The organism is Pseudomonas sp. BSw22131 (assembly GCF_026810445.1).
Taxonomy (GTDB): Bacteria; Pseudomonadota; Gammaproteobacteria; order Pseudomonadales; family Pseudomonadaceae; genus Aquipseudomonas; species Aquipseudomonas huanghezhanensis.
Window position 1 is genome coordinate 3,383,464 of the sequence record NZ_CP113949.1, and the last position, 14,025, is coordinate 3,397,488.

General features: G+C 59.2%; 10 protein-coding genes. 6 read left to right on the forward strand and 4 right to left on the reverse strand.

The annotated features are described in order from the left end of the window. Positions 1–67: 67 nt before the first annotated feature. Positions 68–412, reverse strand: coding sequence for a YggL family protein (locus tag OYW20_RS15190; RefSeq protein WP_268796781.1), 345 nt, complete (start codon positions 410–412; stop codon positions 68–70). A gap of 369 nt (positions 413–781) precedes the next feature. On the opposite strand from OYW20_RS15190, the gene dacB reads away from it, so the two are divergent. Further along, the gene (gene dacB, locus OYW20_RS15195; RefSeq protein ID WP_268796782.1) at positions 782–2,248 is read left to right on the forward strand and encodes a D-alanyl-D-alanine carboxypeptidase/D-alanyl-D-alanine endopeptidase; all 1,467 of its coding nucleotides are present in this window, start codon (positions 782–784) and stop codon (positions 2,246–2,248) included. Between the two features lie 104 nt (positions 2,249–2,352). Here the strand turns inward: dacB and OYW20_RS15200 are convergent, their stop codons facing one another. Continuing rightward, positions 2,353–4,362: a sensor domain-containing diguanylate cyclase gene (locus OYW20_RS15200; RefSeq protein ID WP_268796783.1), complete on the reverse strand. Its 2,010-nt coding sequence runs from the start codon at positions 4,360–4,362 to the stop codon at positions 2,353–2,355. A 161-nt stretch (positions 4,363–4,523) separates the two neighbouring features. Further along, positions 4,524–6,776 (reverse strand): bifunctional 23S rRNA (guanine(2069)-N(7))-methyltransferase RlmK/23S rRNA (guanine(2445)-N(2))-methyltransferase RlmL, encoded by a 2,253-nt coding sequence (gene rlmKL, locus OYW20_RS15205; protein ID WP_268796784.1) that lies wholly within the window; start codon positions 6,774–6,776, stop codon positions 4,524–4,526. Between the two features lie 587 nt (positions 6,777–7,363). Here rlmKL and rmf point away from each other — a divergent pair. Beyond that, positions 7,364–7,579, forward strand: coding sequence for a ribosome modulation factor (gene rmf / locus OYW20_RS15210; RefSeq protein WP_080290409.1), 216 nt, complete (start codon positions 7,364–7,366; stop codon positions 7,577–7,579). A 125-nt stretch (positions 7,580–7,704) separates the two neighbouring features. On the opposite strand, the gene OYW20_RS15215 is transcribed toward rmf, so the two are convergent. After that, positions 7,705–8,736: a quinone-dependent dihydroorotate dehydrogenase gene (locus OYW20_RS15215; RefSeq protein ID WP_268796785.1), complete on the reverse strand. Its 1,032-nt coding sequence runs from the start codon at positions 8,734–8,736 to the stop codon at positions 7,705–7,707. Between the two features lie 266 nt (positions 8,737–9,002). Between OYW20_RS15215 and OYW20_RS15220 the strand changes: the two genes are divergently transcribed. The 4 genes from OYW20_RS15220 to OYW20_RS15235 all read left to right on the forward strand — a co-directional run bounded on the left by OYW20_RS15220 (position 9,003) and on the right by OYW20_RS15235 (position 13,989). Further along, entirely contained in the window at positions 9,003–10,211 is a 1,209-nt protein-coding gene (locus OYW20_RS15220; protein WP_268796786.1) for a CmpA/NrtA family ABC transporter substrate-binding protein, read from the forward strand. 13 nt (positions 10,212–10,224) lie between these two features. Then, positions 10,225–10,800 (forward strand): ANTAR domain-containing response regulator, encoded by a 576-nt coding sequence (locus tag OYW20_RS15225; protein ID WP_268796787.1) that lies wholly within the window; start codon positions 10,225–10,227, stop codon positions 10,798–10,800. A gap of 248 nt (positions 10,801–11,048) precedes the next feature. Continuing rightward, the gene (locus OYW20_RS15230; RefSeq protein WP_268796788.1) at positions 11,049–12,260 is read left to right on the forward strand and encodes a nitrate/nitrite transporter; all 1,212 of its coding nucleotides are present in this window, start codon (positions 11,049–11,051) and stop codon (positions 12,258–12,260) included. A 34-nt stretch (positions 12,261–12,294) separates the two neighbouring features. Further along, a complete protein-coding gene (locus tag OYW20_RS15235) occupies positions 12,295–13,989 on the forward strand; it encodes a bifunctional protein-serine/threonine kinase/phosphatase (RefSeq protein WP_268796789.1) in 1,695 nt (564 codons plus the stop codon). Positions 13,990–14,025: the final 36 nt, after the last annotated feature.

The window sequence follows — 14,025 nt, forward strand, 5'->3', positions numbered from 1 at the left end:
ACCTGAACGAGAAATCGCACAGGAAAACACAAGGGGAGCAGGCGCAATGCCTGCTCCCCTTCAGGCATCAGGCAACCGGATTGATCGGCTTTTCCGGATACCAGGCATCGACCAGCGGAGTCACTTCGACCTTGGTCAACTCGCTGCGGCCCTTAAGCCAGCTTTCAACGGTAGCGCGTTGCTCTTCAGCCACCGAGCCACGTTTGGCCGAGCAAACCAGACCGAAGTCGTCGCCGCCTACGTAGTCCAGGCCGTGAGCATCCATGGCTTCTTTCAGGAAGGCGTCGAGGAATGCATCGATTGCCGCATCGTCCAGGTCTTCCTTGAAGTCCAGGTTCAATTCAAAACCCAGCTCCTGGAATTCGTCTACGCAGAGTTTTTTACGCAGACGGGCGGAACGGTTAGTCGCCATGAAACAATCCTCAAAAGTAAATATCGGGCGGCACTTTACCAGCTTGCACTGACAAAAGCCCGAAACGAGCACCACCGCCCGCCATCAATGGCGCAAAAATAGCTTCTGACGCCGCCGATTACCGCCTGGCTGAAAAAATAGCGCCGTTCGACGGCCCTACCCCGGCGCAAGTCACGTTCGCTTGGGGCATAATGCCGCCGTATCACCGATGCTCCGTGCACATTTCTCACGCACGTAGTGTCGGCCTGGCAGGTTTTCAAGGCATCGCGGCTTTATTCAATAGCAACATCGCAGCCCGATGAGCGGCATGACCACCGAGGGAATCCATCCCCTCTTTGTTTCCCCTCTTTACCGGTAGGGTTTTATTTGATGATCAAATCTTTGCGTCCACTGTTTCTTGCCACGCTTCTTCTCCCATTGCCCCTCTCCGCCCTCGCCGTCCCGATCAACACTGCGCTGCCGCCCAAGATTCAGCAGGCTATCAAGGCCAGCAAACTCGACAACAACGCCCTCTCACTGGTGATGCTGCCACTCACCGGCCCCGGCACCGCAACGGTTTTCAACGCCGATGTCTCAGTCAACCCTGCGTCCACCATGAAGCTTGTCACCACTTATGCGGCGCTGGAAATGCTCGGCCCGACCCACCAGTGGAAAACCGAATTCTTCACCGACGGCACGCTGAGCAACGGCGTGCTGCGCGGCAACCTGTACCTTAAGGGCGGCGGCGACCCCAAGCTGAACATGGAAAAGCTATGGCTGTTGATGCGCGATCTGCGCGCCAATGGCGTGCAGCAGATCACTGGCGATCTGGTGCTGGACCGCAGCCATTTCGTGCAGCCGCAATTGCCGGTCTTCGATGACGACGGCAACGATAAAAACAAACCGTTTCTGGTCAAGCCGGACTCGTTGATGGTGAACCTAAAGGCGCTGCGTTTTGTGACACGCAACGACGGCGGCAAGATTCTGGTGTCGGTCGAGCCGCCCATTGCGGCGATCCATATCAACAATCAGGTCAAGGCATTGCCATCTACCAAATGCACCGGCGATGTACTCTACAACCCGGTGCCTCAGCCTGATGGCGGGATCAACGTGACAGTCACCGGCCAGTTGGGCGATGGCTGCAATTCTCAAACCTATCTGTCGCTGCTGGACCACCCGACGTACACCGCCGGTGCCGTGCGCGCGATCTGGCAAGAGCTGGGTGGCACCCTGTTGGGCAAGGATCGACTGGATGTCGTCCCTGGCAACGCGAAGCTGCTGGCCAAGGCATTTTCGCCGGACCTTGCTGAGATCATTCGGGACATCAACAAATTCAGTAACAACACCATGGCGCAGCAGCTTTTCCTGAGCCTGGGCTCGGAGTTTCGCAACGAGGCCGACGGCGATGACGCCAAGGCCGCGCAACGGGTGATCCGCCAGTGGCTAGCGAAGAAAGGCATTATTGCGCCGCATCTGGTGATGGAGAATGGCTCAGGCTTGTCGCGTGCCGAGCGGGTCAGCGCGCGTGAGATGGCGCAGATGCTCCAGGCCGCCTGGAACAGCCCTTATCAGGCCGAATTCATGAGTTCGCTGCCGCTGGCAGGCATGGACGGCACGATGCGTAAACGCCTCAAGCGCACCGCATTGCGCGGCGAAGCGCACATCAAGACCGGCACCCTGAACACAGTCCGGGCCATCGCCGGTTTCAGCCGCGACAGCAATGGCAATACCTGGGCGGTCGTAGCGATCCTCAACGATCCACGCCCGTGGGGTGCTTCTTCGGTGCTGGATGAAGTGCTGGTCGACCTGTACTCGCAGCCAAAGCTGACCAACAACGCCATCTCGCTGCAGCAGTAACGCTAAAGGATGAAGTCGGCACGCTGCCTGGTGCGGCGGCCGCTGGCTGTCGCCACTGCAGACGGCAACTTGTTGGGGAAACGGCCTGACCGGCTACCTCGATATCAAGGCATTTCAGGCTGGATCCGGTCACGGCCCGCCTGTTTGGCGGCGTACACGCCTGAGTCCGCCCGCAGCAACAAGGTTTCACCTGTCTCGCCCCAGCGCCAGGTCGCCATCCCGAAACTGGCGGTGACCCGACCCACGTCGTCCACCGGTGTGCCACGCAATTCGCCCCAGAGCTCCCTGGCCAACCGGTAGGCTTGGGAAGAGTCAGTGTCCGGACACAGGATCATGAACTCCTCACCGCCGAATCGGCAAAATACATCGGTGCGCCTGAGTCGATCGCCCATGCGCTGACAAATCATCTGCAACACCCGATCACCCATCGCGTGACCGTGATCGTCATTGATCGCTTTGAAATGATCGAGATCGAGCATGATCACCGACAATTCACCACCGTGGCGTCCTACCCGCACCAACTCGGCCTCCAGGCGTTCTTCAAAATAGCGACGGTTGTAGACCCCCGTCAGCGGGTCGGTAACTGACATCGTCCGCAACTCCTCCTCGACCCGCTTGCGTTCGGTCACATCCAGACACACCGCTAGGTAGCCCACCCACTGCCCGTGCTCATCCAACACCGCACTGACCTGCATGTTGACCAACAGCGTGCTGCCATCCTGGCGCACGAACGTACAGTCCCGTGCGGCCTTCCCGTTCTTGTCCACGGCCTCGACCAGCATCGCGTCGCATGAAGCGACGGAATGCCCATAGCGCTGACTGAGTTCCTGCGTGTGGGTATCAAGCTCGGCAGGCAGGTGCAACGCCTGCAACGTCAAATGACCGCATGCAGCATCGCTCGTATAACCCAGCATGAGCTGCGCACCTACGTTAAACGTGGCGATGACGCCATCAAGGTCAGTGGCGATGATGGCAACTTGAGTGGCTGCATCCAGGACATTGCACAGTTGCCCGTGTGCATCACGCAGCTGCACCTCACGTTGACGCAGCTGCGCGGTGCTTTGATCCACCAGACGTAACGCACGCTGACGCTGACTGATCAGTACATAAAACAAGGTGCTGAGTAAAAAGCTCAACAGCCCTCCCACGATTACAACGCTGTCGGTAGTCGAGGGATTACCGCTCAAAAATTTTGCCGTGGGCTTGACCTCAAGCAGGTAGCGCCGATCCGCCAGCGTCAGCAGTTTAGTGCTGTACAAGCTGCTGATTGCAGCAGAGCTCCCTGACTGGTAAAGCAGGTCGGGCGCTTGCGGCACGGTTGTGTCAGTCAATGTCAGCGACAGGTTGTCTTGATCCTGTGCCGGAAGCCCTTCGGTCATCAGCTTGCGCAGATTAATGACCGCTGAGACGTAACCCTCTATGAGCGCCGGATTTATAACTCCGTTGGGCGTACGGCTGACCACAGCGGCGACCAGAAGGACGCCGTTGCTGAATTGCGGATCGAGCCCGAAAAGCTGCATCCGCGGCGATGCCGCAGGAAGTCCCGACACGCGGGCCCGCTCGAGAACTGCATGGCGTAGCGGCTCGGAATTGACATCAAAACCGAGCGCGTTGGGCGCCGCTTTAAGGGTGTGCATGTAACGCGCCGGGTAATAGACATCCCGACGTGGAGACGTTTCCAATACACCCGATGGGTCTAATGTACGCACGGAAAAACCCGTCGCCCCTTCCCTTCGCGCCTTGGCTTCGAACTGCGCGCGATCAGCGTCGACTACCCGAGGCAGCCACGAGTAGGCTTCGGTCCAGATCAGAATGGAGTTGGCGAAACCGATGAAGTCATCCTCAGACACTTCATCCGAAAACACGAAGAAACGACGCAGACTGTCCAGTCGTTGAACCTGACCATCGAGCCGCTCCTGAATACGACTGAAACGCTCGTTGGCCAGCAACTCGAATCGCTGCTGCATTTGACGGTTGTAAAATTCGACGTTCGCCATCGCTAACAAGGCGGTCAATACGATACCCGCCGCGAAAGCAAGGATCGCCACAACCCATGACGATGCCTCTTCGCTGATGAAGCCCAATACTTTCGTGCGAGATGGGTTTAGCGACATACACAAGACTCGGAAAAGCCGCTGCGTTGTCGTGATACACAGCCGAAGATCACTTATAGCTATTCGCCATTAGCTTGACCAGTAAAGCATGTCGAACACTGGAAATGCCGCGCGCCTGACCCACGAAATGGCCGCAGGGTCAGGCGTTTGACGCCGGAAACCTAGCGGGCGGTGATCTTCCAGGCACGATGGATTTTGCTGTTACGAGCAAAGTCCGGGTCCAGCGTTTGTGCGCTGATTTCTTCAACGCTGTAGCGTTCGGCGAGGTTCTCTTCCAGCTGGAATTTGCGGAAGTTGTTGGAGAAATACAGCACACCACCGGGCGCCAGACGCGCCATCGCCAGGTCGATCAATTGAACCTGATCGCGCTGCACGTCGAAAATACCTTCCATGCGTTTGGAGTTGGAAAAGGTCGGCGGATCAATGAAGATAAGGTCGTACTCATCGCGGCTTGCCTCCAGCCAGACCATGACGTCGCCTTGTTCCAGACGGTTCTTGTCCGAGAACCCGTTGAGCGAAAGGTTGCGACGCGCCCAGTCCAGATAGGTTTTCGACAGATCGACACTGGTCGTGCTGCGCGCGCCGCCTTTGGCTGCGTGAACGCTCGCCGTTGCGGTGTAGCTGTACAGATTGAGGAAGCGTTTGCCGGCCGCTTCGCGCTGGATCCGCATGCGCATCGGACGATGGTCCAGAAACAGACCGGTATCGAGATAATCAGTGAGGTTGACCAGCAGTTTGACGCCGCCTTCCTTGACCTCGACAAACTGACCCTGGGCGCTTTGGCGCTCGTACTGCTTGGTGCCGCTTTGACGCTCACGGCGCTTGATCACCACACGGCTCTTGTCGATGTTCAGCGCCTGAGGAATGGCCGCTAACGCATCGAACAAACGGGCTGACGCTTTTTCCGGATCGATGGACTTGGGCGCTGCGTATTCCTGCACGTGCACCCAGTCTTCATACAAATCGATCGCCAGCGAATACTCCGGCATGTCGGCGTCGTAGACGCGGTAGCAATCGATGCCTTCACGCCGCACCCATTTGCTTAGCAGCTTGAGGTTTTTCTGCAGACGATTGGCGAACATCTGCCCGCCTTCACTCAGACGCGCCTGCTCAACAACAGGTTGCGGCTCGCGAACAGGGTTGCCGTTCTTGTTGAGTTTGACCGGCTCGGGCGTCACATCGTGCTCGGCTTGCTCGCGCTCAATCTGGCGCTGCTCGGGGGTGCGTCGCTCACCAGTGACAAACTGATCGGGCTGAACCTTGATCAACAGCAGTTTGCAGGGCAAGGCACCGTTCCAGAACGCGTACTGCTTGTGGCTGCGAATGCCCATGCGCTTGCCCAGATCGGGGGCACCGGTAAACACCGCCGCTTCCCAGTTCAGGCAGGCCTGACGCAGGCGCTCGCCGAGGTTCTGATAGAGGTAAAGCAAGCTTGCTTCGTCGCCCAGACGCTCGCCATAAGGAGGGTTGCAGATGACCAGGCCCTTCTGATTCTGGTCAGGACGCGGCTCAAAGGTGGCAACTTCGCCTTGGTAGACCTTGATCCAGTCACTCATGCCTGCACGCTCGATATTGTTGCGCGCTGGCTGAATCAACCGCGGATCTGCCTCATAACCGCGAATCCACAAAGGCGTCTTTGCCAGACCGGCCTCGGCACGAGCCAATGCCTCGTCGTGCAGCTTGCCCCAGAGCGCCGGTACGTGCCCGAGCCAGGCGGAAAAACCCCAGCGCTCACGCTTGAGGTTGGGTGCGATATCAGCACCGATCATTGCCGCCTCAACCAGGAACGTACCGACGCCGCACATCGGGTCAGCCAGCGCGCCGCCCTCAGCGGCGATCCGTGGCCAGCCGGAACGAATCAGGATGGCCGCAGCCAGGTTTTCCTTCAGTGGCGCAGCGCCCTGCTGCAGGCGATAACCGCGCTGGTGCAGGCTGTGCCCGGAAAGGTCGAGCGACAAGATCGCCTCACCACGGTCCAGCCGCAGATGAATGCGCAGGTCCGGATTGAGTTTATCGATGGAAGGACGTGAGCCGTCAGGCGTTCGCAGCTTGTCGACGATCGCATCCTTGACCTTCAACGCGCCGAAATGGGTGTTGTCGATGCCGGAACCGTGACCGCTGAATTCAACCGCGAGCGAGCCGTCTGGCTCCAGGTGATCCTGCCACTCGACATCGAGCACGCCGTGGTAAAGGTCCTCGGCGTCTTTCATGGGGAAGCGCTTGAGCACCAGCAGCACGCGGTTGGCAAGGCGCGACCACAGACACAGCCTGTAGGCAGTTTCCATGTCGGCGGTGCCACGAATGGTGGAAGTGTGTTCGCGAGTGTCTTCGAGGCCAAGCGCAGTGGCTTCCTCGGCAAGCAGACCTTCGAGGCCTTTAGGGCACGTGAGGAAGAGTTCGTAACGGTCCGACATGATTATTCAAGAGCCTTGGCGATTGGTGGCGGACAACGCATTGCCCGTCCCGATTTAAAACAGGCGTCTTTCGTCGAGAACACCTGCGTGGCACCTACGGTGTGCCGGTCCACCACTGCAAGCCTCCATCAAGGAGCGCTAAGGCCGTGGCAGTCGATGAGCCGATGTGATTATCGGCGTAAATCTGATGTTAAAAGACCACCATTGAGCACGACATCGGTGGCAATAAAAAGTCACATCGCCGACCCTTCGTCGTTTTAACGCTGACTGCAACCAGCCAGCATTTGCACTTGAGACACAGTCTCGATACCAGCGCAGCGCAGTGTTTCCGAGGGCTCGCAAAAAAACGAGTTGCGAAACGCGCACGCGCTTATGGTTTTAATAGCCCAAAGATGACTTTCTTATGACAAAACGGTCATTCACAGAGCCCGATGCATTGGTTAGAAATCACCACAGGTTGTCGTTGCAATGACGGCAGCACCTAAGCCCGCGACGCCGGCAGCGGGTACCAACGGCAGAACATTTCTGCCCGACCTCAACTCGAGGTCTGAAGGGACATTACAGTCAACAAACGAGGGCAACACCCTATGAGAAGACTTAAGCGTGATCCGTTGGAAAGAGCATTTTTACGCGGATATCAATTTGGTGTTCATGGAAAATCCCGTGAGCTTTGCCCCTTTACTCTACCGTCGGTGCGCCAAGCCTGGATCAATGGCTGGCGAGAAGGTCGCGGCGACAACTGGGACGGTATGACCGGCACTGCGGGTATCCACAGACTCAACGAACTTCACGCGGTCGGCTAACACGAAAGGAATGTTGCGACTAAAAAACTTCTTCTAGTTCATCACACCATGCGTGCCCCACCAGGGCCGCGGGCTAAAGCCCAGGGGGTTCCTCATCGGAACCCCCTTTTTGTTGCATGCCGGATTCAGTTGGCCCTGGCGGGCATCGCCGCAATGGCGTCCACCGACTGGCGAATCAGTGCCGGCCCTTTATAGATGAAGCCCGAATAGATCTGCACCAGGCTCGCACCGGCGGCGATTTTCTCGGCCGCGTGTTTACCCTCGGTGATGCCCCCTGCCGCGATGATTGGCAGTTTACCGCCCAACTCTTGAGCCAGTACCTTGACGATGTGGGTGCTTTGCTCGCGCACCGGCGCGCCCGACAATCCGCCTGCCTCGTCAGCATGTGGCAGGCCTTCGACACCCAGCCGGCTGAGCGTAGTGTTGGTCGCGATTACCGCATCCATCCCGGACTCAAGCAACGCGGCGGCGACCAGAACGGTTTCCTCGTCGGTCATGTCCGGGGCGATCTTGATAGCCATTGGCACACGTCTGCCGTGCAGGTGAGTCAGGGATTGCTGTCGAACGCGAAGCGCGTCTAGCAACTGCTTGAGCGAATCGCCGAACTGCAGGCTGCGCAGGCCGGGCGTATTCGGCGAGCTGACGTTGACGGTTACGTAACTGGCGTGGGCGTAAACCTTGTCGAGACAGATCAGGTAGTCATCGACGGCGCGCTCCACCGGTGTGTCGAAATTCTTGCCAATGTTGATGCCCAGAATACCGTCGTACCTGGCGGCCTGCACACGGCTGATCAGGTTATCGACCCCGAGGTTGTTGAACCCCATGCGATTGATAATGCCCTCGGCGTGCGGCAGGCGAAAGATGCGTGGCTTGGGATTACCCGGTTGCGGTCGCGGGGTGACCGTGCCGATCTCGACGAAGCCAAAGCCCAATTGCGCAAACCCGTCGATGGCGGCGCCGTTCTTGTCCAGACCTGCCGCCAGCCCCACCGGGTTGGGAAACTCAAGGCCCATGACCGTCGTCGGCAACCGGGCCGGCGCCTTGTTGAAGAGGCCATTGAGGCCCAGACGTCCTCCCGCACCGATCAGGTCGATCGACAGGTCATGAGAGGTTTCCGGGGAGAGTTTGAACAGTAACTGGCGGGCCAGGTTATACATGGGCGTGCGCGGCTCGTTGCGGCTGAATTCAGCGGGCGATTATAGACGCCGCACAGGTGCAGCGCGAGGCCTGTCCTGAACTTTGCAAAACGGCTTCATCATCACTGGCATATCGCTTGCTTTGGTCGTTCAATCACACTCGTTCCAACGACGGAGCGAGCATCGGACAATGGCGTCGCGATTCCTGTTGCTAAGGCAACGGGTGCAGCGACGTTTTTTTTGGAAGGTCCTTGGCGCTTCGTGCCTTCCTCGGCGGGACACATCTAATGAACGATTCCATCCCTACATCCCAAGCCTGGCCCTCCGGCAGCGATGCCCCAGAACTCAGCAGTATCGATGTGGGTTTCATGGCCCTCACCGACAGTGCGTCGCTGGTGGTCGCTGCCACACAGGGTTTCGCCCAGCCTTATGGACTCACCATCAATCTGCACCGCCAAACCTCGTGGGCCAGCCTGCGCGACAAACTGCTGAGCGGCGAACTCCATGCGGCCCATAGCCTTTATGGTCTGGTATATGCCGCTCAACTGGGGATCGGCGGCCAGGCCAAAGACATGGCCGTGCTCATGGGCCTGAACCAGAACGGGCAAAGCATCAATGTCTCCCGCGCCCTGCAGGAGGCTGGCGTGATCACTCCTGAGGCACTGGACAAACGCACGCACCAAAGCGACTCAAGATTGACCTTTGCGCAGACCTTTCCCACCGGCAATCACGCAATGTGGCTCTACTACTGGCTGGCCAGTCAGGGCATTCATCCACTCAACGATGTCGACAGCGTGGTGGTGCCGCCGCCGCAAATGGTTGCGCATCTTCAGGCGGGCCGTATCGATGGGTTTTGCGTCGGTGAACCCTGGGGCGCCAGCGCCGTGGCTCAGGATCTCGGGTTCACAATGGCCACTTCCCAAGCCATCTGGCCTGATCATCCGGAAAAGGTGCTGGGCTGCACACTCGAGTTCGTCGAGCACTACCCCAAGACCGCACGAGCGCTGGTCATGGCCGTGCTGGAGGCCAGCCGCTTCATCGAAGAGAGCATCGATAACCGCCGCAGCACCGCGCAATTGATCAGCGGCAGCGACTACGTGGATGCGCCGGTGGAGTCCATCGAGTCACGGTTGCTCGGCGAATACGCCGATGGGCTGGGCAATCATTGGCAAGACAACCATCCGGTGCGCTTCCACGGTAACGGCGCGGTCAACATGCCGTACCTGTCTGACGGGATGTGGTTCATGACTCAATTCCGCCGTTGGGGTCTGCTGCGCGAGGACCCGGACTACCTGAACGTTGCTCGCCAGGTCCAGCAATTGGCGCTGTACCGCGAGGCAGCGCAAGCGCTGGATGTGAAGGTGCCAGCAGCCTCCATGCGCAGCAGCCAGCTGATCGACGGCAAGATCTGGGATGGCAGCGACCCGATGGGCTATGCGCACGGCTTCAAACTGCACGCGCTGGCCGACACTGCCCCCGCCATCGCTGATCACTGAGGAGGTCGCCACCATGCTGCGTATCCTGCTGATCAACGACACCCCGAAAAAGGTCGGACGCCTCAAGGCCGCGCTGGTGGAGGCAGGTTTTGAAGTGATCGACGAGTCGGGCTTGATCATCGACCTGCCCGCCCGCGTTGAGGCTGTTCGGCCGGACGTGATTCTGATCGACACCGAATCACCCGGGCGCGACGTGATGGAGCAAGTGGTGCTGGTGACCCGCGATCTACCCCGGCCCATTGTGATGTTCACCGATGAGCACGATCCGGGCGTCATGCGGCAGGCGATCAAATCGGGCGTCAGCGCCTACATCGTCGAAGGCATCCACGCACAGCGCTTGCAGCCCATTCTGGATGTGGCGATGGCTCGCTTCGAAAGCGATCAGGATCTGCGCGCGCAGTTGCATGCCCGCGATCAGCAACTGGCCGAGCGCAAACGTATCGAGCTGGCGAAAGGACTGCTGATGAAGATGAAAAGCTGCAACGAAGAAGAGGCCTACACACTGATGCGGCGCCAAGCGATGAGCCGGCAGCAGAAGTTGACGCAGGTGGCCGAACAGATCATCGCCATGAGCGAGCTGCTCGGCTGAAACGCTCTTCTGGCCCACGTTTTGCTATGTAATCTGCACAGGTAGCCAACGGCGGTTGCCCCACTCACGACAAAGACGTCGCACTCCCCTCCATTTATGTGGACCGGGCTGCGACGTTTTTTGCGTTTTGGACCCAGAGATTTGGGCCGGGTGGAGCGCCGTGGTTTGGTGCTTCACCTGCAAGACCTGACCCGTTGCTGTGCGAGATCGCCTCGCCCGCCACATTCTTTTGCAGATGAGGTGTTTTGATGCATACAAGTTTCTGGAAAGCCGGCCACAAACCGACGCTGTTCGCGGCGTTTCTGTATTTCGACCTGAGCTTCATGGTTTGGTACCTGCTTGGCCCAATGGCTGTGCAGATTGCAGCAGACCTGCATCTGACCACTCAGCAACGCGGTCTGATGGTCGCGACGCCGATTCTCGCCGGGGCGATTCTACGATTCCTCATGGGCATGCTGGCTGATCAACTATCACCAAAGACCGCCGGGATCATTGGACAGGTCATCGTCATTCTCGCGCTGTTCGGCGCCTGGAAACTTGGCATCCACAGTTACGAGCAGGCATTGATTCTGGGCCTGTTCCTCGGCATGGCCGGCGCTTCGTTCGCCGTCGCGCTGCCACTGGCCTCGCAGTGGTACCCGGCCGAGCACCAGGGCAAAGCCATGGGCATCGCTGGCGCCGGTAACTCAGGCACTGTACTCGCCGCCCTGATCGCGCCGTTGCTGGCCGCCAGCTTCGGCTGGGGCAACGTGTTCGGGTTCGCACTCATCCCGCTGATATTGACGCTGATTGCGTTTTCGCTGATGGCGCGCAACGCTCCGGAGCGCCCGAAAGCAAAATCCATGGCTGACTATTTCAAAGCGCTGGGGGACCGTGACAGCTGGTGGTTCATGCTGTTTTACAGCGTGACTTTCGGCGGCTTCATCGGATTGGCAAGCGCCCTGCCCGGCTACTTCAACGACCAATACGGCCTCAGCCCTGTGACCGCGGGTTACTACACCGCAGCCTGCGTGTTCGGCGGCAGCCTGATGCGCCCTCTGGGTGGCGCGCTCGCGGACCGTTTCGGCGGCATTCGTACCTTGTCGGTGATGTACGCACTGGCGGCAGTCTGCATCGCGGCGGTAGGTTTCAACCTGCCAAGTTCATGGGCGGCATTGGCGCTTTTCGTCGCGGCGATGCTCGGCCTTGGGGCAGGCAACGGCGCTGTTTTCCAATTGGTGCCACAGCGTTTCCGTAAAGAAATCGGCGTCATGACAGGCCTGATCGGCATGGCCGGCGGCATCGGTGGTTTTCTGTTGGCGGCTGGTTTGGGCGCGATCAAGCAAAACACCGGGGACTATCAACTGGGCTTGTGGCTGTTCGCGCTACTGGGCGTGCTGGCCTGGTTTGGCCTGATGAGTGTCAAGCGTCGCTGGAGAACCACCTGGGGTTCGGCCGCTGTTACCGCCGCCCGGGTCTGAAGATCTATCACGCGTTACACGCCGGAATCAACTTATGAGCTCGCACGCAGACCTGCCGAAAAGCGCCGTAACCGGCTTGCGACTGACCTGCGCCGAGTTCAGCGCCAGCGGCCCGCGTGAGGAAAACCAGGATGCGCTGAGGCTGGTAACCCCCGCTCCGGCACTGGCGGCCAGCAAAGGCTATCTGTTTGCCCTCGCCGACGGCGTCAGTCAGTGCGTCGATGGCGGACTCGCCTCCCGCTCGACCCTCCAGGCATTGGCGATGGATTATTATTCAACGCCGGAAACCTGGGGTGTCGCACAAGCGCTTGACCGCCTGCTGCTGGCGCAAAACCGCTGGCTGCTGGCCAATGGATTGCTGACCACATTGAGCGTGCTGGTGGTACGCGGTCGTCGCTTCACGCTTGCGCACATCGGCGACTGCCGGGCGTATCGCTGGCATGCCGGTGATTTGCAGCGCATCAGCGAAGACCATGTCTGGGAACAACGCGACATGCAACACGTGCTTAAGCGAGCGCTGGGACTCGACCAGTATGTGGTAATGGATTATCTGGACGGCGAATTGCGCGAAGGCGAACGCCTGCTGCTGGTCAGCGATGGCGTATGGGCGACGCTGGGCGATGCCGGCATCCGCTCGATCCTGAGCGAACAACACGATCTCGACAGTGCGGTTAAAACTCTGGTGAGCGCCGCGCACCTGGCCGGCAGTCAAGACAACGCCAGTGCACTCCTGATTGGCGTCGATCAGCTCGGCGCCGACAGCCTGGGCGAGACACTGCAGCAGTTGCAGCGATGGCCTCTGCCGCCGTCGCTCAAGCCTGGGCAAGTCTTTGAAGGCTGGCAGGTAGATTCCTTGCTGGCCGACTCACGACAATCGCGGGTTTATCAGGTACGCGATTCGCAAGACCAGCGCTGGTTGCTGAAAACCTTGCCGACGGCGCTGCAAAACGACCCAGCCGCGGAACAGGCGCTGCTGCTGGAAGAATGGTTTCTCAAGCGAGTGGCCGGACGTTATTACCCTGAAGTGCATCCAGGCACGCAACGTCAGCATCTGTATTACGTGATGCGTCACTATCCAGGTCAGACGCTGGCTGAAATCTTCGAGCAGGCCGGACCGCTGCGCTTGCCGCAATGGATAAGCCTGGCGACAGACCTGATCAGCGCGCTGGGTTTGCTGCACCGTCGGAACATTCTGCACCGCGACATCAAGCCGGAAAATCTATTGCTCGGTGAAGACGGCGCGTTGCGGATACTGGATTTCGGACTCGCTTTTTGCCCCGGACTGTCGGCGGCGTACCCGAACGAACTGCCAGGTACGCCAAGTTTTATTGCGCCGGAAGCATTCGACGGTGAAATCCCGGAGCGCCGACAGGACATTTACGCGGCGGGGGTGACCCTGTATTTCTTGCTCACCGGCCACTATCCCTACGGCGAAATCGAAGCGTTCCAGCACCCTCGCTTCGGCAGTCCTGTGCCTGCCAGTCGCTACCGTCCCGACGCCCCCGACTGGATCGAGCACAACCTCAGTCAAGCGCTTCAAGCAGATCCCGGAGATCGCTACGAAACTGCGGAGCATTGGTTGTTGCAGTTGCAGCAGTGCGAACTGACCACACTGAACGCCCGGCCTCGCCCGCTCCTGGAACGTGAGCCGCTAAAGGTTTGGCAGACCGTCGCTGTGTTGTCGCTGATCGCTAATTTGTTGATGTGGCTATGGCTGATCAAGAGCTGAAAGACCACAACAGCCGAGCGGCGTAAGCCCACGGCA